The sequence below is a fragment of the Bacillus sp. 2CMS4F genome, assembly GCF_023161785.1.
Taxonomy (GTDB): Bacteria; Bacillota; Bacilli; order Bacillales; family Bacillaceae; genus Bacillus; species Bacillus halotolerans.
Genome location: NZ_JALNTO010000001.1, coordinates 361607 through 386704, shown reverse-complemented (window position 1 = coordinate 386704; position 25098 = coordinate 361607). Strand labels below are relative to the sequence as shown.

The 25098-nt window shown below is 43.3% G+C and carries 23 protein-coding genes; all 23 read left to right on the top strand.

Annotation, left to right across the window (positions count from 1 at the left end; all coding sequences use genetic code 11):
* The first annotated feature begins 62 nt into the window (after positions 1-62).
* Entirely contained in the window at positions 63-4376 is a 4314-nt protein-coding gene (locus MTN95_RS01630; protein WP_024121426.1) for a PolC-type DNA polymerase III, read from the top strand.
* A 334-nt stretch (positions 4377-4710) separates the two neighbouring features.
* Positions 4711-5181 carry a ribosome maturation factor RimP gene (gene rimP, locus MTN95_RS01625; protein ID WP_024121427.1) on the top strand — a complete coding sequence of 157 codons (471 nt, stop codon included), beginning with the start codon at positions 4711-4713 and terminating at the stop codon, positions 5179-5181.
* 33 nt (positions 5182-5214) lie between these two features.
* Positions 5215-6333 (top strand): transcription termination factor NusA, encoded by a 1119-nt coding sequence (gene nusA / locus MTN95_RS01620; protein WP_105954246.1) that lies wholly within the window; start codon positions 5215-5217, stop codon positions 6331-6333.
* 13 nt (positions 6334-6346) lie between these two features.
* A complete protein-coding gene (rulR, locus tag MTN95_RS01615; RefSeq protein ID WP_010334283.1) occupies positions 6347-6622 on the top strand; it encodes a glucose-induced regulator RulR in 276 nt (91 codons plus the stop codon).
* A 1-nt stretch (position 6623) separates the two neighbouring features.
* Entirely contained in the window at positions 6624-6926 is a 303-nt protein-coding gene (locus MTN95_RS01610; protein ID WP_024121429.1) for a YlxQ family RNA-binding protein, read from the top strand.
* 19 nt (positions 6927-6945) lie between these two features.
* Positions 6946-9096: a translation initiation factor IF-2 gene (gene infB, locus MTN95_RS01605; protein WP_105991182.1), complete on the top strand. Its 2151-nt coding sequence runs from the start codon at positions 6946-6948 to the stop codon at positions 9094-9096.
* Positions 9093-9371 carry a DUF503 domain-containing protein gene (locus tag MTN95_RS01600; RefSeq protein ID WP_003220950.1) on the top strand — a complete coding sequence of 93 codons (279 nt, stop codon included), beginning with the start codon at positions 9093-9095 and terminating at the stop codon, positions 9369-9371. The genes infB and MTN95_RS01600 overlap by 4 nt, the downstream gene beginning before the upstream one ends.
* Before the next feature lie 16 nt (positions 9372-9387).
* The gene (gene rbfA / locus MTN95_RS01595; protein WP_010334286.1) at positions 9388-9741 is read left to right on the top strand and encodes a 30S ribosome-binding factor RbfA; all 354 of its coding nucleotides are present in this window, start codon (positions 9388-9390) and stop codon (positions 9739-9741) included.
* An 84-nt stretch (positions 9742-9825) separates the two neighbouring features.
* On the top strand, positions 9826-10755 hold the full coding sequence (gene truB, locus MTN95_RS01590) for a tRNA pseudouridine(55) synthase TruB (RefSeq protein ID WP_202853047.1): 930 nt from the start codon (positions 9826-9828) through the stop codon (positions 10753-10755).
* A gap of 18 nt (positions 10756-10773) precedes the next feature.
* Positions 10774-11724, top strand: a complete 951-nt coding sequence (gene ribF / locus MTN95_RS01585) for a bifunctional riboflavin kinase/FAD synthetase (RefSeq protein WP_202853046.1) — start codon at positions 10774-10776, stop codon at positions 11722-11724.
* Between the two features lie 156 nt (positions 11725-11880).
* Positions 11881-12150, top strand: a complete 270-nt coding sequence (gene rpsO, locus MTN95_RS01580; protein WP_003154182.1) for a 30S ribosomal protein S15 — start codon at positions 11881-11883, stop codon at positions 12148-12150.
* A gap of 174 nt (positions 12151-12324) precedes the next feature.
* Positions 12325-14442 carry a polyribonucleotide nucleotidyltransferase gene (gene pnp / locus MTN95_RS01575; RefSeq protein WP_095713847.1) on the top strand — a complete coding sequence of 706 codons (2118 nt, stop codon included), beginning with the start codon at positions 12325-12327 and terminating at the stop codon, positions 14440-14442.
* A gap of 116 nt (positions 14443-14558) precedes the next feature.
* Positions 14559-15518: a polysaccharide deacetylase family protein gene (locus MTN95_RS01570; RefSeq protein ID WP_024121435.1), complete on the top strand. Its 960-nt coding sequence runs from the start codon at positions 14559-14561 to the stop codon at positions 15516-15518.
* Between the two features lie 38 nt (positions 15519-15556).
* Positions 15557-16786 carry a M16 family metallopeptidase gene (locus MTN95_RS01565; protein ID WP_024121436.1) on the top strand — a complete coding sequence of 410 codons (1230 nt, stop codon included), beginning with the start codon at positions 15557-15559 and terminating at the stop codon, positions 16784-16786.
* A 78-nt stretch (positions 16787-16864) separates the two neighbouring features.
* Positions 16865-17122 (top strand): YlmC/YmxH family sporulation protein, encoded by a 258-nt coding sequence (locus MTN95_RS01560; protein WP_010334291.1) that lies wholly within the window; start codon positions 16865-16867, stop codon positions 17120-17122.
* A gap of 192 nt (positions 17123-17314) precedes the next feature.
* Positions 17315-18208 carry a dipicolinic acid synthetase subunit A gene (gene dpaA, locus MTN95_RS01555; protein ID WP_202853045.1) on the top strand — a complete coding sequence of 298 codons (894 nt, stop codon included), beginning with the start codon at positions 17315-17317 and terminating at the stop codon, positions 18206-18208.
* A 2-nt stretch (positions 18209-18210) separates the two neighbouring features.
* A complete protein-coding gene (dpaB, locus tag MTN95_RS01550; RefSeq protein ID WP_044155854.1) occupies positions 18211-18813 on the top strand; it encodes a dipicolinate synthase subunit B in 603 nt (200 codons plus the stop codon).
* Between the two features lie 125 nt (positions 18814-18938).
* Positions 18939-19979 carry an aspartate-semialdehyde dehydrogenase gene (gene asd, locus MTN95_RS01545; RefSeq protein ID WP_248336740.1) on the top strand — a complete coding sequence of 347 codons (1041 nt, stop codon included), beginning with the start codon at positions 18939-18941 and terminating at the stop codon, positions 19977-19979.
* 91 nt (positions 19980-20070) lie between these two features.
* Positions 20071-21285 (top strand): aspartate kinase, encoded by a 1215-nt coding sequence (gene dapG, locus MTN95_RS01540; protein ID WP_024121441.1) that lies wholly within the window; start codon positions 20071-20073, stop codon positions 21283-21285.
* Positions 21286-21315: 30 nt separating this feature from the next.
* Positions 21316-22188, top strand: coding sequence for a 4-hydroxy-tetrahydrodipicolinate synthase (gene dapA, locus MTN95_RS01535; protein WP_024121442.1), 873 nt, complete (start codon positions 21316-21318; stop codon positions 22186-22188).
* A 177-nt stretch (positions 22189-22365) separates the two neighbouring features.
* Positions 22366-24033: a ribonuclease J2 gene (rnjB, locus tag MTN95_RS01530; protein WP_101861229.1), complete on the top strand. Its 1668-nt coding sequence runs from the start codon at positions 22366-22368 to the stop codon at positions 24031-24033.
* Between the two features lie 116 nt (positions 24034-24149).
* Positions 24150-24887 carry a translocation-enhancing protein TepA gene (gene tepA / locus MTN95_RS01525; protein WP_105954253.1) on the top strand — a complete coding sequence of 246 codons (738 nt, stop codon included), beginning with the start codon at positions 24150-24152 and terminating at the stop codon, positions 24885-24887.
* On the top strand, positions 24884-25096 hold the full coding sequence (locus tag MTN95_RS01520) for a YlzJ-like family protein (protein WP_024121444.1): 213 nt from the start codon (positions 24884-24886) through the stop codon (positions 25094-25096). The genes tepA and MTN95_RS01520 overlap by 4 nt, the downstream gene beginning before the upstream one ends.
* Positions 25097-25098: the final 2 nt, after the last annotated feature.

Here is a 25098-nt window from a genome sequence, read left to right as displayed (position 1 = left end):
GAAGGTACCTCATTGCCTGAGGTACCTTCACTTATGATGTTTTTAGGGGGGATACTGTCTTAATGGAACAGTTATCAGTAAACAGAAGGCAGTTTCAAATTCTTCTGCAGCAGATTAATATGACAGATGATACCTTCATGACATACTTTGAAGATGGCGAGATTAAAAAGCTGACGATACACAAAGCGTCTAAATCCTGGCATTTTCATTTTAAATTCAAATCTTTGCTGCCTTATCAAATATATGACATGTTAACCATGAGGCTGACGCAATCGTTTGCCCATATTGCAAAAGTGACGTCTTCAATCGAAGTGCATGATGCCGAGGTTGATGAAGGCCTCGTGCAGGATTACTGGACACGCTGCATTGAAGAGCTGCAAGGCATTTCACCGCCGATTATCAGTCTCTTAAGCCAGCAAAAACCAAAGCTGAAGGGCAACAAACTGATTGTCAAAACAAAAACGGATACAGAAGCATCTGCTCTTAAGAACAAATACAGTGCGATGATTCAAGCGGGATACCGTCAATTTGGGTTTCCGGATTTTCAGCTTGATGCTGAAATATTTGTATCTGATCAAGAAGTGCAAAAGTTTCGGGAACAAAAGCTAGCTGAAGATCAAGAACGGGCGATGCAGGCTTTAATTGAAATGGAGAAGAAAGATAAAGAAAGTGATGAAGACCAAGCTCCTTCAGGGCCTCTTGTTATCGGCTATCAAATTAAAGATAATGAGGAAATCAGAACACTTGACAGCATAATGGACGAGGAACGGAGAATTACGGTTCAGGGTTATGTGTTTGATGTGGAAACCAGAGAACTGAAAAGCGGGCGCACGCTGTGCATCTTCAAAATTACTGACTACACAAATAGTATCTTAATTAAAATGTTTGCAAGAGAAAAAGAAGATGCGGCCCTGATGAAGTCTCTGAAAAAAGGCATGTGGGTAAAAGCGCGCGGAAGCATTCAAAACGACACCTTTGTCCGAGATCTGGTCATGATTGCAAACGATGTAAATGAGATAAAAGCAAAAAACCGTGAAGACACGGCGCCTGAAGGAGAAAAAAGGGTAGAATTGCATCTGCATTCCCCAATGAGCCAAATGGATGCTGTAACAGGCATCGGAAAGCTTGTTGAACAGGCGAAAAAATGGGGGCATGAGGCGATCGCTTTGACTGACCATGCTGTCGTTCAATCCTTCCCAGATGCGTATTCTGCTGCCCAAAAACATGGAATTAAAATGATTTACGGAATGGAAGCCAACATCGTGGATGACGGGGTGCCGATTGCTTATAATCCCGCACACCGTTTGCTTGATGAAGAAACATATGTCGTTTTTGACGTCGAAACAACCGGACTTTCCGCTGTGTATGATACGATTATTGAACTGGCGGCTGTAAAAGTGAAAGGCGGGGAGATCATTGATAAGTTTGAGTCATTTGCCAACCCGCATCGTCCGCTTTCGGCGACAATCATTGAACTGACAGGCATCACTGATGATATGCTGGTCGACGCGCCGGATGTAATAGACGTGATAAGAGATTTCAGAGAATGGATTGGCGATGATATTCTCGTCGCCCATAATGCAAGCTTCGATATGGGATTTTTAAACGTTGCTTTCAAAAAGCTTCTCCAAGTTGAAAAAGCAAAAAATCCTGTTATTGATACGCTGGAGCTCGGCCGTTTTCTTTATCCGGAATTTAAGAATCACCGTCTGAACACGCTGTGTAAAAAGTTTAACATTGAACTTACACAGCATCACCGTGCGATCTACGATACCGAGGCAACCGCTTATTTGCTTTTGAAAATGCTGGAGGATGCTGCTGAAAAGGGCATTCAGTATCATGACCAGCTGAATGAAAATATGGGTCAGTCCAACGCTTATCAAAGGTCAAGACCGTATCATGCAACAGTGCTGGCGGTGAACAGCACAGGCTTGAAAAACTTATTTAAGCTCGTTTCACTTTCCCATATTCATTATTTTTACAGAGTGCCGCGTATTCCAAGATCTCAGCTTGAGAAATACAGGGAAGGCCTTCTGATCGGTTCAGCCTGCGACAGAGGAGAGGTTTTTGAAGGCATGATGCAAAAGTCGCCGGAAGAGGTGGAGGATGTTGCGTCATTCTACGATTATCTCGAGGTTCAACCGCCTGAGGTGTACCGCCACTTGCTTGAGCTAGAACTGGTTCGCGATGAAAAATCGCTGAAAGAAATCATTACGAATATCACCAAACTCGGTGAAAAGCTTAATAAACCTGTTGTCGCAACAGGAAATGTTCATTATTTGAATGATGAGGACAAAATTTACAGAAAGATTTTAGTATCCTCTCAGGGCGGCGCGAATCCGCTGAACAGACACGAACTCCCGAAAGTGCATTTCAGAACGACAGATGAAATGCTTGAAGCCTTTTCCTTCTTAGGGGAAGAAAAAGCGAAGGAAATCGTTGTTACCAACACACAAAAGGTTGCATCTTTAATTGAAGACATCAAGCCGATTAAAGATGATTTATATACGCCGAAAATCGAAGGCGCTGATGAAGAGATCAGGGAAATGAGCTATCAGCGTGCACGTAGCATTTACGGAGAGCAGCTCCCTGAAATCGTTGAAGCGCGTATTGAAAAAGAACTGAAAAGTATCATCGGCCACGGCTTTGCTGTTATTTATTTGATCTCTCATAAACTCGTAAAGAGATCTCTCGATGACGGGTATCTGGTAGGGTCACGGGGATCGGTAGGTTCTTCATTAGTTGCGACACTTACTGAGATCACAGAGGTGAACCCGCTGCCGCCGCACTATATATGTGCTGAATGCCAGCATTCTGAGTTCTTTAATGACGGATCTGTCGGTTCAGGTTTTGACCTGCCTGACAAAATGTGTCCTCATTGCGGAACGCCTTTGAAAAAAGACGGGCACGATATTCCGTTTGAAACGTTCCTGGGATTTAAAGGGGATAAAGTACCTGATATCGATTTGAACTTCTCAGGGGAATATCAGCCGCAGGCCCACAATTATACAAAAGTATTGTTCGGAGAAGACAACGTATACCGTGCGGGAACGATCGGCACGGTTGCAGAAAAAACAGCCTACGGTTACGTAAAAGGCTATGCCGGCGACAATAATCTCCATATGCGCGGCGCCGAAATCGACCGGCTTGTGCAGGGCTGTACAGGTGTAAAACGGACGACCGGACAGCACCCTGGCGGTATTATTGTAGTTCCGGATTATATGGATATTTATGATTTCTCTCCGATTCAGTTTCCGGCAGATGCGACAGGTTCTGAATGGAAAACGACTCATTTTGACTTCCATTCCATTCATGACAACCTGCTGAAGCTTGATATTCTGGGGCACGATGACCCGACGGTAATCCGTATGCTTCAAGATTTAAGCGGAATTGATCCGAAAACGATTCCGACGGATGACCCTGAAGTAATGAAAATCTTCCAAGGAACCGAATCACTCGGTGTCACACAGGAACAGATTGGATGTAAAACGGGCACTCTGGGAATTCCTGAATTCGGAACCCGCTTTGTCCGGCAAATGCTTGAAGACACAAAGCCAACAACGTTTTCTGAGCTCGTTCAGATTTCAGGGCTGTCTCACGGAACAGATGTATGGCTCGGCAATGCGCAAGAGCTCATTCACAATAATATTTGTGAGCTGAGTGAGGTGATCGGCTGCCGTGATGACATTATGGTTTATTTAATCTATCAAGGGCTCGAGCCGTCACTGGCGTTTAAAATTATGGAATTTGTCCGTAAAGGAAAAGGTTTAACGCCTGAATGGGAAGAAGAAATGAAAAATAACAATGTCCCAGACTGGTATATCGATTCCTGCAAAAAGATTAAATACATGTTCCCGAAAGCCCACGCCGCGGCTTATGTATTAATGGCGGTCCGTATTGCTTACTTTAAAGTGCATCACGCGCTTCTGTATTATGCGGCTTATTTTACGGTTCGTGCAGACGACTTTGATATTGATACAATGATCAAAGGCTCCACAGCAATCAAAGCCGTCATGGAGGATATAAACTCCAAAGGGCTTGATGCGTCGCCGAAGGAAAAAAACCTTCTCACAGTATTAGAATTAGCGCTGGAAATGTGTGAAAGAGGCTATTCATTCCAAAAAGTCGATTTATACCGCTCCAGCGCAACGGAATTTATTATTGACGGCAACAGCCTGATCCCGCCGTTTAATTCTATTCCTGGATTAGGTACGAACGCCGCTCTAAATATTGTAAAGGCCCGTGAAGAAGGAGAATTTCTCTCAAAAGAAGATTTGCAAAAGAGAGGGAAAGTATCAAAAACGATTTTAGAGTATTTAGATCGTCACGGCTGTTTGGAGTCATTGCCGGATCAAAACCAATTATCGCTGTTTTAGCATATAAAAGCCGAATTTCTTAAGAAATTCGGCTTTTATGCATACATGAGCGGCAAAAGTGCAATCGTATGAGTAAGAGTCCCTGTGATCAGCTTAACAGCGTAAAGGTAAACGTATATCCATTTGCAATAAAAATATGGTTATGGTATAGTTTTATTGGAAATGCTAACGATTACCGAGGCAAAGAGTGGGGAAACCCGCTCTTTTGTATTGAACAAGACAATTTTGTCTCGACATGTTCATCGTTTACTTTAAAGCCCCTGCTCTTTTGAAGCAGGGTTTTTATGCAGAGTGACGAGACGAATATGATATCGACAGCACAAGGAGGAAGAACATGAGCAAAAAAGTGACTGACACCGTTCAAGAAATGGCTCAGCCAATCGTAGACAGCCTTCAGCTCGAACTCGTTGACATTGAATTTGTCAAAGAGGGTCAAAGCTGGTTCCTTCGCGTGTTTATTGATTCCGATGACGGTGTGGATATTGAGGAATGTGCCAAAGTAAGCGAAGCTCTAAGCGAGAAGCTTGATGAGGCAGACCCAATCAGCCAAAATTACTTTCTTGAGGTTTCATCCCCGGGAGCTGAGCGTCCATTAAAGAAAAAAGCCGATTTCGAAAAATCACTTGGGAAAAATGTATACATTAAGACCTATGAGCCGATTGACGGCGTAAAAGTGTTTGAAGGACAGCTGGCTGAATTCGATGGACAAACAGTGACAGTTGAGATGACAATCAAAACAAGAAAGAAACGGATCGATATTCCGTATGAAAAAATAGCTAACGCAAGATTAGCTGTCACATTCTAATGAATACAAGTTTTAAGGGGGGAGACCGTTAACATGAGCAGTGAATTATTAGATGCTCTCACCATTCTTGAAAAAGAAAAAGGCATCAGCAAAGAAATTATCATTGAAGCAATCGAAGCTGCTTTAATTTCTGCTTATAAGCGAAATTTTAATCAGGCGCAGAATGTACGGGTGGATTTGAACCGTGAAACAGGTACAATCCGTGTATTCGCAAGAAAAGATGTCGTTGATGAGGTATACGATCAAAGACTGGAGATCTCAATCGAAGAGGCGCAAAGCATCCACCCGGAATATATGGTAGGCGATGTTGTAGAGATTGAAGTAACGCCTAAGGATTTCGGACGCATTGCGGCCCAAACAGCGAAGCAGGTCGTGACACAGCGTGTGCGCGAAGCTGAACGCGGTGTGATCTATTCTGAGTTTATTGACCGTGAAGAAGACATCATGACTGGTATCGTCCAGCGCCTGGACAATAAATTTATCTATGTGTCTCTAGGCAAAATTGAAGCTTTGCTGCCGGTTAATGAACAAATGCCGAATGAAAGCTATAAGCCTCATGACCGCATTAAGGTGTATATCACAAAAGTAGAAAAAACGACGAAAGGCCCGCAGATTTATGTGTCAAGAACACACCCAGGCCTCTTGAAGCGTTTATTTGAAATCGAAGTGCCGGAAATTTATGATGGAACTGTAGAGCTGAAATCTGTTGCCAGAGAAGCAGGCGACCGTTCGAAAATTTCTGTTCGCACTGATGATCCTGATGTGGATCCGGTGGGCTCTTGCGTCGGTCCTAAAGGCCAGCGTGTTCAGGCGATTGTCAATGAATTAAAAGGTGAAAAAATTGACATTGTCAACTGGTCGAATGATCCTGTAGAATTTGTCGCGAATGCGCTCAGCCCTTCGAAAGTGCTGGATGTCATCGTGAATGAAGAAGAAAAAGCGACAACTGTTATTGTTCCTGATTACCAGCTGTCTCTGGCGATTGGCAAAAGAGGACAAAACGCACGCTTAGCTGCTAAATTGACAGGCTGGAAGATTGATATTAAGAGCGAAACAGACGCAAGAGAGCTTGGAATCTATCCGAGAGAACTTGAAGAAGAAGACGAAGAGCCGCTCTTTACGGAGCCTGAAACTGCTGAATCGGATGAATAAGAGGTGACCTTAGGTGAATAAACACAAAAAGATCCCGTTACGCAAGTGTGTAGTGACTGGAGAAATGAAGCCTAAAAAGGAACTAATCCGAGTTGTACGTTCAAAAGAAGGCGAAATCTCAGTAGATCCGACCGGGAAAAAGAACGGGCGGGGTGCTTATTTAACGCTGGATAAAGAGTGCATCTTAGCGGCAAAAAAGAAAAACACTTTGCAAAATCAATTTCAATCACAAATCGATGACCAGATTTTCGAAGAATTGCTGGAACTGGCGGAAAAGGTGAAAAAATAAAATGTCTGGAATGGAATGGTTTCCCTTGCTGGGTCTGGCCAATCGAGCTCGTAAGGTCGTGTCAGGCGAGGACTTGGTTATTAAAGAAATCAGGAATGCGCGTGCGAAGCTTGTCCTGCTTACAGAGGATGCATCATCTAACACAGCAAAGAAAGTAACCGACAAGTGCAATTATTATAAAGTTCCTTATAAAAAAGTCGCGGATCGCGCGATTCTTGGACGCTCTATCGGTAAAGAATCCCGTGTCGTTGTCGCCGTCACTGACCAAGGTTTTGCGAATAAGCTGATCAGCTTGCTCGATTAATATTTTTGGGGGTGAACGAATGGCTAAAATGAGAGTATACGAATATGCAAAAGCGTTAAATGTTTCAAGTAAGGAAATTTTGACCGCACTGAAGAACATGGATTTAGAAGTGAATAATCATATGGCCATGCTTGAAGAAAAGGCCATTAAACAGCTTGATGCCAAATTTAAAAAAGGCGGCGCAGCCGTTAAATCTCAAAAGCCTGCGGAAACGAACAAAAACAAACAGCCGCAAGGGGTAAATCAGCAGTCTGCTGGAAATCAACCAAATAAAATTCGAGACGGAAAGAAGAATGACGTGCAGAATAATCAATTTAACAAAAACAAGAAGAATAACAACAACAAAAAAAATAAACGCAACAATAACAACAACAGAAACCAACATCAGCAAAAGCCTGTGAAGCCGAAAAAAGAGCTTCCTGAAAAAATTACGTTCTCAGGCACTTTAACAGTCGGCGCGCTGGCTGAAGAGCTTGGCAAAGAGCCTTCTGAACTCATCAAAAAACTGATGCTTCTTGGAGTTATGGCGACCATTAACCAAGAGCTCGATAAAGACACAATCGAACTGATTGCATCAGAATACGGTGTTGAAACTGAAGAAGTTATTGTCCTTGAAGAAACTGAATTAGAGAAATACGAAGAGCCTGACAAAGAAGAGGATCTTGAAATTCGTCCTCCTGTCGTTACAATCATGGGTCACGTTGACCATGGGAAAACAACGCTTCTTGACAGCATCCGTAAAACAAAGGTTGTTGAAGGAGAAGCTGGCGGAATCACTCAGCATATCGGAGCCTACCAAATCGAAGAAAACGGCAAGAAAATCACTTTCTTGGATACCCCGGGTCACGCCGCATTTACAACAATGCGTGCACGCGGTGCGGAAGTAACTGATATTACGATCCTGGTTGTAGCTGCGGATGACGGTGTAATGCCGCAAACAGTAGAGGCGATCAACCACGCCAAAGCGGCAGAAGTACCGATCATCGTTGCTGTGAATAAAGTTGATAAAGAAGCTGCAAACCCTGACCGTGTGATGCAAGAACTGACAGAATACGGACTTGTGCCTGAAGCTTGGGGCGGAGAAACGATTTTTGTTCCGCTTTCCGCTTTAACTGGAAAAGGCATTGATGAACTCGTTGAAATGATTTTGCTTGTCAGTGAGGTAGAGGAACTGAAAGCGAACCCGAACCGCCAGGCAAAAGGAACTGTTATTGAAGCGGAACTTGATAAAGGCAGAGGGTCAGTTGCGACATTGCTCGTACAGACTGGAACACTGCATGTCGGTGATCCGATTGTAGTCGGCAATACATTTGGCCGTGTCCGTGCAATGGTCAATGATATTGGTCGCCGTGTGAAAACAGCGGGACCGTCTACTCCGGTTGAAATTACCGGTCTAAATGACGTGCCTCAAGCGGGAGATCAATTCCTTGTCTTTAAAGATGAAAAAACAGCTCGTTCTGTTGGAGAAGCCCGTGCTTCCAAACAGCTTGAAGAGCAGCGCAGCGATAAAGCAAAGCTGAGTCTTGACGACTTATTCGAGCAAATTAAACAAGGTGATGTAAAAGACATCAACCTCATCGTAAAAGCTGACGTTCAAGGATCTGCCGAAGCTTTAACAGCCGCACTTCAAAAAATTGAAGTTGAAGGCGTTAAAGTGAAAATCATCCACACAGGCGTTGGTGCAATCACAGAATCTGACATTATTTTAGCATCTGCTTCCAATGCAATTGTTATCGGGTTTAATGTGAGACCGGACGGTAATGCTAAGAGTACGGCTGAAGCTGAAAACGTAGATATTCGTCTTCACCGTATTATTTACAAAGTAATCGACGAGATTGAAGCAGCTATGAAAGGTATGCTTGATCCTGAATATGAAGAAAAAGTAATTGGTCAAGTAGAAGTGCGCCAAACATTTAAAGTATCTAAAATCGGTACGATTGCCGGCGGATATGTTACTGAAGGAACGATTACGCGCGACAGCGGCCTCCGTTTAATTCGTGACGGCGTCGTGATCTTCGAAGGCGAAGTGGACGTTCTGAAACGCTTTAAAGACGATGTGAAAGAAGTTTCACAAGGCTACGAATGTGGTATAACGATTAAGAAATACAATGACATTCGTGAAGGTGACATCCTTGAAGCGTTTGTCATGCAAGAAATTGAAAGAACGTGATCGGATTTGCGGAATGTGAATGCATCATTTATGATGCAGGATCGTTAAAAGAAAAGCGCGCCGTTCTGAAGCGGATCTTAACCAGGGTTCAAAATAAGTTCAATGTTTCGATTTCGGAGATTGGCTATCAGGACACATGGCAAAGAACCAGCTTTGGAATTGCCGCTGTTTCTTCCTCTCGCGTTCAGACAGAAAAAGAGTTGCAGCGTGTTCTTGCGTTTATCGACTCTTTTCCTGAAATTGAACGGACGATCACTAGAACAGAGTGGTTTTAACTTAGAGGTGATTGAATTGAGTATGAGAGCAAACCGTGTCGGCGAGCAAATGAAAAAAGAACTCGGTGATATTATCAGCCGAAAGCTGAAGGATCCGAGAATTGGTTTTCTGACAGTAACGGATGTACGTGTATCAGGTGATTTACAAATTGCAAAGGTGTATATTTCCGTTCTCGGAGACGAGAAAAAACGGGAGGAAGCACTGAAAGGGCTTGCTAAGGCGAAAGGGTTTATTCGCTCTGAAATCGGCAGCCGCATCAGACTTCGTAAAACGCCTGAAATTGAATTTGAGTTCGATGAATCAATTGATTACGGAAATCGAATCGAAACATTGATTCACCAATTGAATTCAGAGAACCCGTCTGAATAACAAATGAAGAGGATAGGCGTTCGTCGTCTGTCCTCTTTTCTGCGTTTTGAAGAAAATCCTCACAACAGAAGGAGTGAAAAGCATATGGTTAACGGAGTTCTCCTTTTACATAAACCGGTCGGCATGACATCGCATGATTGTGTCATGAAGATCCGGAAGCTGCTTAAAACAAAAAAAGTCGGACATACGGGAACGCTTGATCCTGAGGTATCAGGTGTGCTTCCGATTTGTGTGGGCCGGGCTACAAAAATTGTCGAATATTTAACTGAGAAGTCTAAAACATATGATGCTGAAATTACGCTTGGTGTTTCAACGACGACAGAGGATCAAACCGGAGAAACCGTTGAAACAAAGCCAGTAGATCAAGCTGTTGATGAAGCAGAAGTAGAAAAGGTTTTAAACAGTTTAAAGGGACAACAAGAACAGATTCCCCCGATGTATTCCGCAGTAAAGGTAAACGGCAAAAAATTATATGAATATGCAAGAGCGGGACTTGAAGTAGAACGTCCAAAACGTCTTATTACCATTGAAGATATTGTGCTCACTACAGGGGTTAAACATAATGGAGAGACAGCGAGTTTCCGGTTTACAGTAACATGTTCAAAAGGAACCTATGTGCGGACACTGGCGGTTATGATTGGTGAAAAGCTCGGATATCCGGCTCATATGTCTCATTTGATCCGTACGGCATCCGGCGACTTTTCTCTTGATGAATGCTTTACATTTGAAGAGCTGGAAGCTCAAGCCGAGTCCGGAACTGTAGCAGAGCATACAGTCTCTATTGAACGTGCGCTCAATCATTTGCCGAAATGGATCATAAGTGATACATTAGCTAAGAAAGTAGAAAATGGGGCCTTGCTTGAAACACCAGAACAATTCTCGGATCTGACAAGTGACGACCGTCTCGCAGTCTATACGGAATCCGGAAGCTGTCTGGCGATTTATTTCCCTCATCCTACAAAACACGGGCTGTTAAAGCCGGCAAAAGTATTGATGCAAAAAAGCGAACAATAGAAAAAAGGTGACCGTTCTGTGAAGACGATACATATTACACATCCGCATCATTTAATAAAAGAGGAGCAGCCAAAGTCTGTGATGGCGTTAGGTTATTTTGACGGCGTACATTTAGGGCATCAAAAGGTAATCGGCACAGCTAAACAGATAGCTGAAGAAAAGGATCTGACATTAGCCGTGATGACCTTTCATCCCCATCCTTCCCATGTGCTGGGCAGGGATCAGGAACCAAAGGATCTGATTACCCCTCTTGAAGATAAAATCAGCCAAATTGAACAATTAGGCACGGAGATACTGTATGTCGTTAAATTCAATGAAGTGTTTGCTTCTCTGACTTCTAAGCAGTTTGTTGATCAGTATATTTTAGGCCTTAATGTACAGCATGCAGTGGCAGGCTTTGATTTTACGTACGGAAAATACGGCAAAGGAACAATGGAAACGATGCCGATTGATTTAGATGGAAAAGCTGATTGCACAATGGTGGAAAAATTGACGGAGCAGGATAAAAAAATCAGCTCCAGCTATATTCGGACTGCACTTCAAAACGGAGACGTTGAACTGGCCAATGTCTTGCTTGGACAGCCCTACTTTATTAAAGGAATTGTCATTCACGGAGATAAAAGAGGGCGGACAATCGGGTTTCCGACGGCCAATATCGGCTTAAATAACAGCTATATTGTCCCGCCGACCGGTGTATATGCCGTCAAGGCGGAAATAAACGGCGAAATTTACAACGGCGTTTGCAATATCGGCTATAAGCCGACGTTTTATGAAAAACGTCCGGAACAGCCTTCAATTGAGGTCAATTTATTTGATTTTGATCAAGAAGTATACGGAGCCGCTATAAAAATTGAATGGTATAAACGTATTCGGAGCGAGCGCAAGTTCAACGGCATTCAAGAATTAACAGAGCAAATTGAGAAAGATAAGCAGGAAGCGATCCGTTATTTCAGCAATTTGCGGAAATAACATGCAGCGCACACAAATTTTATTCTAAAATATTTGCATATAGGCTCGATTTTTAGTATGATAGTTTTCGTAGTCTTAAAACCTTTGCTTGGCAATCCGAAGTCACCGACGGTTGCTAGGTAACTGGGGCTAAATATTATTTGGAGGTGAAACAGGATGGCAATTACTCAAGAGCGTAAAAACCAACTCATCAGCGAGTTTAAAACACACGAATCTGATACTGGATCTCCAGAAGTTCAGATCGCTATCCTAACTGATTCAATTAACAACTTGAACGAGCATTTACGTACTCACAAGAAAGACCACCATTCACGTCGCGGTCTTCTTAAAATGGTAGGTAAGCGTCGTAATCTTCTTACGTATCTGCGTAATAAAGACGTAACTCGTTACCGTGAGTTAATTAACAAACTAGGCTTACGTCGATAATCGTAAAAAGCGGGAGGATTCCCGCTTTTTTATCGTATAAAAGCGAAAAAATTTTCATAACCAATCATTAAAATCCTTTTACATACTACTTTGACATTGATATGTTCAATCCATTTCGTTCATAATAGGAGTAATTGATTATTTCACACAACGAAGAGAGGAGTTCGTAATCGTATGGGACAAGAAAAACACGTCTTTACCATAGATTGGGCCGGAAGAACGCTTACTGTTGAAACCGGCCAGCTTGCCAAACAGGCAAATGGTGCTGTTATGGTTCGCTATGGCGATACAGCAGTACTCAGTACAGCAACCGCTTCAAAAGAACCGAAACCGCTTGATTTCTTCCCGCTTACTGTAAACTACGAGGAAAGATTGTATGCGGTAGGTAAAATACCTGGCGGGTTTATTAAAAGAGAAGGACGTCCAAGTGAAAAAGCCGTTTTGGCGAGCCGTTTAATCGACCGTCCGATCCGGCCTTTGTTCGCCGATGGATTCCGTAATGAAGTTCAAGTCATCAGCATCGTCATGAGTGTTGATCAAGACTGTTCTTCAGAAATGGCTGCTATGTTCGGTTCATCGCTTGCACTTTCTGTATCAGACATCCCGTTTGAAGGACCGATTGCAGGGGTAACTGTCGGACGCATTGACAATCAATTTGTTATTAACCCGACGGTTGATCAGCTTGAGAAAAGTGATATCAATCTTGTCGTTGCCGGAACTAAAGATGCAATTAACATGGTGGAAGCAGGAGCAGACGAAGTTCCTGAGGAAACGATGCTAGAAGCGATTATGTTCGGCCATGATGAGATTAAACGCCTGATTGCTTTCCAAGAAGAAATTGTTGCAGCTGTCGGCAAAGAAAAATCAGAAATTAAGCTTTATGAAATTGATGAAGAGCTGAGTGAAAAAGTTAAGGCTTTAGCAGAGCAAGATTTGCTGAAAGCAATCCAGGTTCATGAAAAGCATGCCCGTGAAGATGCCATCAATGAAGTGAAAAACACAGTTGTGGCAAAATTCGAGGATGATGAGCATGACGAGGAAACAATTAAACAAGTCAAACAGATTTTGTCCAAGCTCGTCAAAAATGAAGTGCGCCGCCTGATTACTGAAGAGAAAGTAAGACCTGACGGCCGCGGAGTCGATCAAATCCGCCCGCTTTCTTCTGAGGTTGGCCTCTTGCCGAGAACACACGGTTCCGGATTGTTCACAAGAGGACAGACCCAGGCTCTCAGCGTTTGTACGTTAGGTGCTCTCGGAGATGTGCAAATCCTTGATGGTTTAGGTGTCGAAGAATCGAAACGGTTTATGCATCATTACAACTTCCCGCAATTCAGCGTCGGGGAAACTGGACCGATGCGCGGACCGGGACGCCGTGAAATCGGACATGGAGCTCTTGGTGAGCGTGCGCTTGAGCCTGTTATTCCGTCTGAAAAAGACTTCCCTTATACTGTCCGTCTTGTATCTGAAGTGCTTGAATCAAACGGTTCCACTTCTCAGGCAAGTATTTGTGCAAGCACACTTGCGATGATGGATGCCGGTGTACCGATTAAAGCACCAGTCGCAGGTATTGCAATGGGACTTGTCAAATCAGGCGAACATTATACTGTTCTGACTGATATTCAAGGTATGGAAGATGCGCTTGGAGACATGGACTTTAAAGTTGCCGGAACTGCAAAGGGCGTAACGGCGCTGCAAATGGACATTAAAATTGAAGGCCTCTCCAGAGAGATTCTTGAAGAAGCGCTTCAGCAGGCGAAAAAAGGAAGAATGGAAATCCTCAACAGTATGCTTGCTACATTAAGCGAATCAAGAAAAGAGCTTTCTCAATATGCGCCTAAGATTTTAACAATGGCTATTAATCCTGATAAAATCCGCGATGTCATCGGACCTAGCGGAAAACAAATCAATAAAATCATCGAAGAGACCGGTGTTAAAATTGATATCGAGCAGGATGGCACAATCTTTATTTCATCGACAGTTGAAAGCAGCAACCAAAAAGCGAAGAAAATCATCGAAGACCTCGTCAGAGAGGTTGAAGTCGGCCAGCTTTACTTAGGTAAAGTGAAACGAATTGAAAAGTTCGGCGCTTTCGTTGAAATTTTCAGCGGAAAAGACGGTTTGGTGCACATTTCAGAGCTTGCGCTTGAGCGCGTAGGAAAAGTTGAAGATGTTGTCAAAATCGGAGACGAGATTCTTGTGAAGGTTACTGAAATCGATAAGCAAGGACGGGTCAACTTGTCTCGTAAAGCTGTGCTCCGTGAAGAGAAAGAAAAAGAAGAACAAAAATCTTAAATGAAAACATAAAAGGAGCCTGGGAGACCCGGCTTCTTTATTTTGACGCTTTAAAAAGCAAGCGGGTTCTACCTTGTCCTTCTCCTTCATAATGTGAGGTGAGGGGGGGACAGAACATGTACAAAAAATTTGTACCGTTTGCCGTTTTTCTATTTCTTTTTTTTGTTTCATTCGAGATGATGAAAAATCCGCACACACTTGATTATATAGGGGCAATGAAACAAGATACGGTGACCGTCTCGGCGTCCAAAGACCCGTTATATGAAGAATTGCTTCAAAAGGCGCCAGATTATGAAGTAAAGCCTCAGAATGCAAGAATAGACAAGGTGTGGAAAAGCATTCCCGGTTACAATGGTTTAAAGGTCAATATTGAAAAATCATATAAAAAAATGAAAAAGCACGGTGAATTTCGGGAAAACGATTTAGTGTACAGTCAAGTAAAACCAAGCGTTCATCTTGAGTCTCTTCAGCCAGAGCCTATTTACAAAGGGAATCCGGAAAAACCGATGGTGGCTTTTTTAATTAATGTGGCATGGGGAAACGAATATTTGGAAAGAATGCTCCCTGTCCTTCAAAAGCATAACGTGAAGGCTACGTTTTTTCTGGAAGGCAATTGGGTGAAAAACAATGAACAGCTGGCTAAAAAGATTGCGGAAAAAGGACATGAAATCGGAAATCATTCATACAATCATCCGGATATGAGCAAACTGACTACAGGAAGAATTTCCGAACAGCTCGACAAGACGAATGAGCAAATAGAAAAAACGCTCGGCGTCAAGCCGAAATGGTTCGCTCCGCCAAGCGGGAGTTTCAGGAAAGCGGTTGTTGACATTGCAGCTGAGAAACATATGGGAACGGTGATGTGGACAGTTGATACAATCGACTGGCAAAAACCGGCTCCGTCTGCACTTCAAACCCGGGTGTTAAGCAAGATACATAATGGTGCCATGATTTTAATGCATCCGACCGATCCCACGGCGGAAAGTCTTGAAGCGCTGATTACAAAGATAAAAGATAAAGGATATGCGCTTGGAACAGTCACTGAACTAATGGATGAAACAAGACTGTTGAAATAACAGGGCAGGCAGCTAGTCTTTGAATAGGAGGAACAAATTTGATTAAACGATATACGTGTCAAAATGGTGTAAGAGTTGTGCTTGAAAATAACCCGACAGTCCGTTCTGTCGCGATCGGCGTTTGGATTGGCACAGGCTCGCGGCACGAAACGCCGGAGATAAATGGGATTTCCCACTTTTTGGAGCATATGTTCTTCAAAGGGACGAGCACAAGATCTGCACGTGAGATAGCAGAATCTTTTGATCGTATTGGCGGTCAGGTCAATGCGTTTACCTCAAAGGAATATACCTGCTATTATGCAAAGGTGCTTGATGAGCATGCGAATTACGCACTTGACGTATTAGCAGATATGTTCTTTCATTCAACTTTTGATGAAAACGAGCTGAAAAAAGAAAAAAATGTGGTTTACGAAGAAATAAAAATGTATGAAGACGCGCCCGATGATATTGTTCATGATTTACTGAGCAAAGCCACGTACGGGAATCATTCTTTAGGCTATCCGATTCTAGGCACAGAGGAAACGCTTGATTCCTTTAACGGCGACTCTCTCAGACAGTACATGCATGATTATTATACGCCGGACCGTGTCGTTATTTCTGTAGCGGGTAATATATCAGAAAGCTTTATAAAAGATGTAGAAAAATGGTTCGGATCATACGAGGCAAAAGGCAAAGCGACAGGTCTACAGAAGCCCGGATTCCATACAGAAAAACTCACAAGAAAAAAAGAAACAGAACAAGCCCATTTATGTCTGGGATTTAAAGGGCTGGAAGTCGGTCATGAAAAAATTTATGATTTGATCGTCCTTAATAATGTGCTCGGAGGCAGCATGAGCAGCCGCCTGTTCCAAGATGTTCGTGAAGATAAAGGGCTCGCTTATTCTGTTTACAGCTATCACAGCTCATATGAGGACAGCGGCATGCTCACCATTTATGGCGGAACAGGTGCAAATCAGCTTCAGCAGCTGTCAGAAACCATTCAAGAAACCCTTGCAACATTAAAGCGCGACGGCATAACGCCAAAAGAGCTGGAAAACAGCAAGGAGCAAATGAAGGGAAGCTTGATGCTGAGCTTAGAAAGCACAAACAGCAAAATGAGCCGAAACGGTAAAAATGAACTGCTGCTCGGAAAACACAAAACATTAGACGAAATTATTAATGAACTAAACGCTGTAAACTTAGAACGTGTCAACGGTCTTGCCAGACAAATGTTTACGAATGACTATTCTCTGGCTCTTATCAGCCCTTCCGGCAATATGCCGTCATAAATCCGAAATGCCTGCCCTGAAACGGAGCAGGCATTTTTTTATCCTTTTGATCATACATAGTACAAGGGGGTGACAGAGATGCGGCTCAGTGAATTATCCGGGAAGGAAATTGTCGACATCAAAAGAGCTGAACGGCTGGGAGTACTGGGGCAGACCGATTTAGAAATCAATGAACAGGATGGTCAGATCACAGCGCTCCTCATTCCGACAGTCAAATGGTTTGGTTTGAGAAAACACGGTCAAGACATTCGTGTCCCCTGGAATCATATTCAAAAGATCGGATCAGATATGATCATTTTAGATGTGCCTGAGGAAATTTCTCCTCACCAAGAGTAACTATAGAAAAAGCCCAACTCTGCAGGTTATGGGCTTTTCATGAAAACATCCAAACATCGGCTGAGTCTGCCGATGTTTTTTTGTGTGAAAAAAGCGTATGTTTTAATTCACCGCTATTTCCTTTTGATCATAAGATGAAGGGGAGCTTAACAGCTAGGGATCCAGTATATACAAAGAAGGTGAACGTTTAACATGTTAACCGGATTGAAAATTGCAGTTATCGGCGGTGACGCAAGACAGCTCGAAATTATTAGAAAGCTCACTGAACAGCAGGCTGACATCTATCTCGTCGGTTTTGACCAATTGGATCACGGTTTTACCGGAGCTGTAAAATGCAACATTGATGAAATTCCTTATCAGCAAATAGACAGTATCATTCTTCCTGTGTCTGCGACAACAGGAGAAGGTGTCGTATCAACCGTATTTTCAAATGAAGAAGTTGTTTTAAAACAGGAGCACCTCGACCAAACGCCTGCACACTGTGTCATTTTCTCAGGGATTTCTAACGCCTATTTAGAAAACATTGCAGCTCAAGCAAACAGAAAACTTGTTAAGCTGTTTGAGCGGGATGACATTGCGATATACAATTCTATTCCGACAGTAGAGGGAACCATCATGCTGGCCATTCAGCACACAGATTATACGATACACGGATCTCAGGTGGCGGTTCTCGGGCTGGGACGCACTGGAATGACGATCGCCCGTACATTTGCCGCGCTTGGGGCGAATGTAAAGGTCGGGGCAAGAAGTTCAGCGCATCTGGCGCGCATTACCGAAATGGGGCTCGTTCCGTTTCACACTGATGAACTCAAAGAGCATGTCAAAGATATAGATATTTGTATTAATACCATACCGAGCATGATTTTGAATCAAACTGTGCTTTCTCGCATGACACCGAAAACCTTAATATTGGATCTGGCTTCACGTCCCGGCGGAACCGATTTTAAATATGCTGAAAAACAAGGGATTAAGGCACTCCTTGCCCCTGGTTTGCCGGGGATTGTCGCTCCTAAAACAGCAGGGCAGATCCTCGCCAATGTCTTGAGCAAGCTTTTGGCTGAACTACATGCTGAGGAGGGGAAATAAGAATGTCGTCACTAAAAGGGAAAAGAATCGGATTTGGACTGACAGGCTCGCATTGCACATATGAAGCGGTGTTTCCTCAAATTGAGGCGCTAGTCAATGAAGGAGCGGAAGTTCGGCCGGTTGTCACATTTACTGTAAAATCGACTGATACACGCTTTGGAGAAGGAGCGGAATGGGTTAAAAAGATTGAAGACCTTACCGGATATGAGGCAATTGATTCAATTGTAAAGGCTGAACCCCTCGGGCCAAAGCTTCCGCTGGACTGCATGGTAATTGCGCCTTTAACCGGAAACTCGATGAGCAAGCTCGCCAACGCCATGACAGACAGCCCTGTACTGATGGCTGCAAAAGCAACAATCAGAAACAATCGGCCGGTCGTTCTCGGTATATCAACAAATGACGCTCTCGGTTTAAACGGCACTAACCTAATGAGGCTCATGTCTACCAAAAATATCTTTTTTATTCCATTTGGGCAAGACGATCCCTTCAAAAAACCGAATTCAATGGTTGCCAAAATGGATCTGCTTCCTCAAACCGTTGAAAAGGCGCTGATGCATCAGCAGCTTCAGCCGATTCTCGTTGATAATTATCAGGGAAATGACTAAATATACAGAAAATCTTTCCCAAACAAAAAAATTCGGTCATCACCCGCATATTCTATGGTAAAATAAAACGTAAAATTATAGTCAAATCAATTCAATGAAGCTGATTGGCGGAAGGAGTTTTACAGATGGGAAGAGGTTTACACGTAGCTGTTGTCGGAGCGACAGGAGCTGTAGGACAACAAATGCTTAAAACACTTGAAGACAGAAATTTTGAAATGGACACACTTACATTGCTATCTTCAAAACGCTCTGCGGGTACCCAAGTCACATTTAAAGGCCAAGAGCTGACTGTACAGGAAGCTTCTCCTGAAAGCTTTGAAGGAGTAAATATTGCTTTGTTCAGCGCCGGCGGAAGCGTATCACAGGCATTGGCACCCGAAGCTGTAAAACGCGGCGCTATTGTTATAGATAATACAAGTGCGTTCCGTATGGACGAAAATACACCGCTTGTTGTGCCTGAAGTTAACGAGGCAGACTTGCACGAACACAAAGGCATTATTGCCAACCCTAACTGCTCTACAATTCAAATGGTGGCTGCGCTGGAACCGATCCGCAAAGCTTACGGCTTAAATAAAGTTATCGTATCAACTTACCAAGCGGTATCAGGAGCGGGAAATGAAGCAGTAAAAGAGCTGTACAGCCAAACAGAGGCGATTTTGAACAACGAAGAAATCAAACCAGAGATTATGCCTGTAAAAGGGGATAAAAAACACTATCAAATCGCTTTCAATGCGATTCCGCAAATTGATAAATTCCAAGATAACGGCTATACGTTTGAGGAAATGAAAATGATAAATGAAACGAAAAAAATCATGCACATGCCTGAGCTTCAAGTAGCGGCTACATGTGTGAGACTTCCGATTGAAACCGGCCATTCAGAGTCCGTTTACATCGAGGTAGACCGAGATGACGCTACTGTGGAAGATATTAAAAATATATTAAAAGAAGCTCCTGGCATTACACTTCAGGACGACCCGAGCCAGCAGCTTTATCCGATGCCTGCCGATGCAGTCGGCAAAAACGATGTGTTTGTAGGCCGCATCCGCAAAGACTTGGACAGAGCAAACGGTTTTCATTTATGGGTAGTTTCTGATAACCTATTAAAAGGCGCGGCATGGAACTCTGTTCAAATTGCAGAAAGCCTGAAAAAACTAAACCTCGTATAAAAGAAAGAATTTCCCAAAGACGAATAGAAGAGAGTAAGGCGCAAATAGCCTGCTCTCTTCTGTTACGTCCGAATAATTTGGAGTGAAAACAGTGAAGATAATTGTTCAGAAGTTTGGCGGGACATCTGTAAAAGATGACAAAGGCCGTAAACTGGCTTTAGAGCACATTAAAGAAGCAATCAGTGAAGGATATAAGGTTGTCGTTGTCGTTTCTGCGATGGGCCGGAAGGGTGATCCGTACGCAACAGACTCTCTGTTGGGACTGCTTTACGGCGACCAGTCTGCGATTTCCCCGAGAGAGCAGGATCTGCTTTTATCATGCGGAGAGACGATTTCTTCTGTCGTCTTTACGAGCATGCTGCTGGATAACGGTGTAAAAGCATCTGCACTGACAGGGGCTCAGGCTGGGTTCTTAACGAATGATCAGCATACAAATGCGAAAATCCTTGAAATGAAACCGGAGCGTTTATTCAGTGTGCTTGCGAATCATGACGCAGTAGTCGTCGCAGGATTCCAAGGCGCTACTGAAAAGGGCGATACAACAACGATCGGAAGAGGGGGCAGCGATACGTCTGCAGCTGCACTTGGGGCGGCAATTGACGCTGAATACATCGATATTTTCACAGATGTTGAAGGTGTGATGACTGCTGATCCGAGAGTAGTGGAAAACGCGAAACCGCTTCCTGTGGTAACATATACAGAAATCTGCAACCTGGCGTACCAGGGAGCGAAAGTGATTCATCCGCGAGCTGTAGAGATTGCGATGCAGGCTAAGGTTCCGATTCGCGTCCGCTCAACATATTCCAAAGATAAAGGCACATTGGTGACATCACATCATTCTTCCAATGTCGGCAGTGATGTTTTTGAACGGCTGATTACCGGAATTGCCCATGTCAAAGATGTCACACAGTTCAAAGTGCCTTCAAAAATCGGTCAGTATAATGTTCAGACTGAAGTTTTTAAAGCGATGGCGAGTGCAGGAATCAGCGTTGATTTCTTTAACATTACACCTAGTGAAATCGTTTATACGGTGGCTGGGAACAAGACGGAAACAGCTCAGCGCATCTTAATGGATATGGGCTATGACCCGATGGTGACGAAAAACTGTGCAAAAGTTTCGGCGGTCGGTGCCGGTATCATGGGCGTCCCGGGTGTAACGTCTAAAATTGTGACAGCTCTATCAGAGAAAGAGATTCCTATTCTGCAGTCGGCGGACAGCCACACGACCATCTGGGTGCTTGTCCATGAAGAGGACATGGTTCCTGCTGTAAACGCTTTGCATGAAGTGTTTGAACTTTCTAAGTAAATGTGATTGAATCATGATGAGGTGAAAAAAATGAATTTCGGAAATGTGTCTACAGCTATGATTACACCTTTTGATAATAAAGGGAATGTAGACTTTCAAAAATTGTCTACACTGATTGATTACTTGTTGAAAAACGGAACAGATTCTTTAGTAGTAGCGGGAACAACAGGAGAATCTCCAACCCTTTCAACAGAAGAAAAAATAGCGCTATTTGAATATACGGTCAAAGAAGTGAACGGCCGGGTGCCTGTTATTGCGGGTACTGGCAGCAACAATACGAAAGATTCCATTAAGCTGACCAAAAAAGCTGAGGAAGCAGGCGTAGATGCGGTGATGCTTGTTACGCCGTATTATAATAAACCTTCACAAGAAGGAATGTATCAGCATTTTAAAGCTGTTGCTTCTGAAACATCTCTTCCGGTTATGCTGTACAATGTGCCGGGCCGCACCGTTGCTTCTCTTGCTCCTGAGACGACAATCCGTTTGGCGGCGGATATTCCGAATGTTGTTGCGATTAAAGAAGCGAGCGGAGATCTCGAAGCGATTACAAAAATTGTTGCGGAAACGCCTGAAGATTTCTCCGTTTATTCTGGGGATGACGCCTTGACGCTTCCTGTCCTGTCAGTAGGAGGAAGAGGTGTCGTTTCAGTCGCAAGCCATATAGTAGGCTCTGATATGCAGCAAATGATCAAAAATTATACAAATGGGCAAACAGCTAACGCGGCACTGATTCACCAGAAACTGCTGCCGATTATGAAGGAACTGTTTAAAGCGCCTAACCCGGCTCCTGTGAAAACAGCTCTTCAGCTGAAAGGCCTTGATGTCGGTTCAGTGCGTCTTCCTCTCATCCCATTAAACGAAGATGAACGTCTGAGCTTAAGCAGCGCGATCAGCGAACTGTAAGAAAAATTTCATACAGTGAAACAAACGCGGTCATTCTCATTCCACCTGAGTTTGACCGTTTCTTATACATATTGGTTTTCCCTAAACCTTCTGCTTTATCTTGTTTTCTAAATTTACTTTCAGTTATAATAGGAACAAGTGATGATGGACGGGTATGAGACTAGGAGGATATAGATTTTGAAAAAGAAAAATACAGAAAACGTTAGAATTATCGCCCTTGGCGGTGTCGGAGAAATTGGGAAGAACCTTTATGTCATCGAAATTGATTCAGACATATTTGTCGTTGATGCCGGCCTTATGCATCCAGAAAACGAAATGCTCGGTATTGATGTGGTGATTCCTGACATATCATATTTGATTGAACGATCTGACCGCGTTAAGGCTATCTTTTTAACACATGGGCATGATGAGAATATCGGTGGCGTTTTTTACTTATTAAACAAGCTTTCTGTTCCTGTATACGGAACAAAGCTGACGCTTGCACTATTAAGAGAAAAATTAAAACAATACGGACATAACCGAAAAGCTGATTTAAGAGAAATTCACTCAAAATCTGTCATTACATTTGAATCAACAAAGGTATCGTTCTTTAATACGATCCACAGTATCCCTGATTCAGTAGGCGTCAGTTTAAAAACATCACTTGGATCTATTGTATGCACGGGAGACTTCAAATTTGACCAAACACCCGCACTTAATCAATCGTGCGACATTGGCGAGATTGCTAAAATCGGCAACAGCGGCGTACTTGCTCTGCTTTCTGACAGTGCTAATGCAGAACGTCCGGGTTACACCCCTTCGGAGGCTGCTGTCAGCGGAGAGATTTCGGACGCGCTGTACAATTCAGAGAACCGGGTAATCATTGCCGTTTTCGCATCCAATATTAACCGGATTCAGCAAGTCATTCATGCAGCGGCTCAAAATGGCAGAAAGATTGCCATTGCCGGAAAAAACCTTCAATCGATCCTTCAGCTTGCAAGAAAGCTTGGATATATTGAAGCAGATGATGAACTGTTTATTTCCATTCAGGACGTCAAAAAATATCCGAAACGCGAAGTAGCGATTGTAACTGCCGGCAGCCATGGTGAACCGTTGGCAGCTCTGACAAGAATGGCAAACAAAGCTCACAAGCAGCTGAATATCGAAGAAGGGGATACAGTTGTCATTGCATCCACTCCGATCCCTGGGCAGGAACTCATTTATTCTAAAACAGTAGATTTGCTTGCCAGAGCCGGCGCACAAGTCATTTTTGCCCAAAAGCGTGTGCATGTATCTGGACACGGCTCACAGGAAGAGTTAAAGCTGATGATCAATCTGCTTAAACCAAAATATTTAATTCCTGTAAACGGCGAATACAGAATGCAAAAGGCTCATTCGAAAATCGCTGAAGATATCGGCATGAAGCGCAGTGATATCTTCTTAATTGAAAAAGGAGACGTTGTCGAGTTTCGCGGCCAAAACGTAAAGATCGGTGATAAAGTGCCATACGGCAATATTTTAATCGATGGTTTAGGTGTAGGCGACATCGGAAATATTGTGCTGAGAGACCGCCGCTTACTTTCACAAGACGGCATACTGATTGTTGTCATTACACTTGATAAACAAAAGAAACATCTTGTATCAGGTCCTGAGATTATCACACGCGGTTTTGTTTATGTAAGAGAGTCTGAAGGCCTTATCGTACAGGCTACTGAGCTTGTACGCTCTATCGTGACAGAAGCAACTGAAACATCAAACGTTGAATGGTCAACGCTTAAGCAGGCAATGCGAGATGCTTTGAACCAATTCCTATATGAAAAAACAAAACGTAAACCGATGATCATCCCAATTATTATGGAAGTCTAATGTAAAACGTAAGACCGGACCTGTTCCGGTCTTTATTTTTTTGCCTGTTAAGCCGGGATTGAATTGAAGATCTTTGTTCATAATACAAAGAGAAACTCGGAAAGGGTGAAAGCGAAATGGATCATCGTATGGAAAATACAGAAGAAGAACGTCCCGAAAAAAATGATGCGAAAGACAGCATTATGAATAAAATACAGCAGCTAGGGGAAACGACACTTCCACAGCTGCCGCAAGATACAAATATCCATTGTCTGACCATTATCGGACAAATAGAAGGCCATGTTCAGCTGCCTCCGCAAAACAAAACAACAAAATATGAGCATGTCATCCCGCAAATCGTAGCCATTGAGCAGAATCCAAAAATTGAAGGTTTGCTTATTATATTAAATACAGTCGGCGGAGATGTAGAAGCAGGTCTTGCAATTGCTGAAATGCTCGCATCATTGTCAAAACCGACCGTCTCCATCGTACTTGGCGGAGGACATTCCATCGGTGTACCAATTGCGGTATCTTGTGATTACAGCTATATCGCTGAAACAGCTACCATGACGATTCATCCCGTTCGTCTGACGGGACTGGTAATCGGTGTGCCTCAAACCTTTGAGTACTTGGATAAGATGCAAGAAAGAGTCGTTAACTTTGTAACAAGCCATTCAAATGTAGATGAAGATAAGTTTAAAGAGCTGATGTTTTCAAAAGGAAACTTAACACGCGATATTGGAACAAATGTCGTCGGCAAGGATGCCGTCGAGTATGGACTGATTGATCACGTCGGCGGAGTCGGACAAGCGATTCATAAATTAAATGAGCTGATCGAGGAAGCGAGAGAAGAAGAAGGACGGATGATTCAATGATTTTGTATACCACGATGCCGCAGGAAATTGTTTTCGCGGAACAGAACCAACAGCCAAGTGCACACGAGCAAATTGAGTATAGAGGTGTTCCGCTTCTTGTTGAGATGAAAGGCAATGAAGCAGAGGTTATTCAAGTCATGAGCACTAATCCTATGCACTTTCTGCATCCGGATATTTCTCCGGGACAAAAGCTAAAATTAAACGTATAAGA

What these genes read in the sequence shown, in the direction of transcription:
- MTN95_RS01630 (WP_024121426.1), top strand. Translation starts at nt 63, where the DNA reads ATGGAACAGTTATCAGTAAACAGAAGGCAGTTTCAAATTCTTCTGCAG.
- truB (WP_202853047.1), top strand. Translation starts at nt 9,826, where the DNA reads ATGGTTAACGGAGTTCTCCTTTTACATAAACCGGTCGGCATGACATCG.
- dpaA (WP_202853045.1), top strand. Translation starts at nt 17,315, where the DNA reads ATGTTAACCGGATTGAAAATTGCAGTTATCGGCGGTGACGCAAGACAG.
- MTN95_RS01520 (WP_024121444.1), top strand. Translation starts at nt 24,884, where the DNA reads ATGATTTTGTATACCACGATGCCGCAGGAAATTGTTTTCGCGGAACAG.
- MTN95_RS01560 (WP_010334291.1), top strand. Translation starts at nt 16,865, where the DNA reads ATGCGGCTCAGTGAATTATCCGGGAAGGAAATTGTCGACATCAAAAGA.
- dpaB (WP_044155854.1), top strand. Translation starts at nt 18,211, where the DNA reads ATGTCGTCACTAAAAGGGAAAAGAATCGGATTTGGACTGACAGGCTCG.
- rpsO (WP_003154182.1), top strand. Translation starts at nt 11,881, where the DNA reads ATGGCAATTACTCAAGAGCGTAAAAACCAACTCATCAGCGAGTTTAAA.
- asd (WP_248336740.1), top strand. Translation starts at nt 18,939, where the DNA reads ATGGGAAGAGGTTTACACGTAGCTGTTGTCGGAGCGACAGGAGCTGTA.
- rimP (WP_024121427.1), top strand. Translation starts at nt 4,711, where the DNA reads ATGAGCAAAAAAGTGACTGACACCGTTCAAGAAATGGCTCAGCCAATC.
- infB (WP_105991182.1), top strand. Translation starts at nt 6,946, where the DNA reads ATGGCTAAAATGAGAGTATACGAATATGCAAAAGCGTTAAATGTTTCA.
- tepA (WP_105954253.1), top strand. Translation starts at nt 24,150, where the DNA reads ATGGATCATCGTATGGAAAATACAGAAGAAGAACGTCCCGAAAAAAAT.
- dapA (WP_024121442.1), top strand. Translation starts at nt 21,316, where the DNA reads ATGAATTTCGGAAATGTGTCTACAGCTATGATTACACCTTTTGATAAT.
- MTN95_RS01570 (WP_024121435.1), top strand. Translation starts at nt 14,559, where the DNA reads ATGTACAAAAAATTTGTACCGTTTGCCGTTTTTCTATTTCTTTTTTTT.
- pnp (WP_095713847.1), top strand. Translation starts at nt 12,325, where the DNA reads ATGGGACAAGAAAAACACGTCTTTACCATAGATTGGGCCGGAAGAACG.
- MTN95_RS01610 (WP_024121429.1), top strand. Translation starts at nt 6,624, where the DNA reads ATGTCTGGAATGGAATGGTTTCCCTTGCTGGGTCTGGCCAATCGAGCT.
- nusA (WP_105954246.1), top strand. Translation starts at nt 5,215, where the DNA reads ATGAGCAGTGAATTATTAGATGCTCTCACCATTCTTGAAAAAGAAAAA.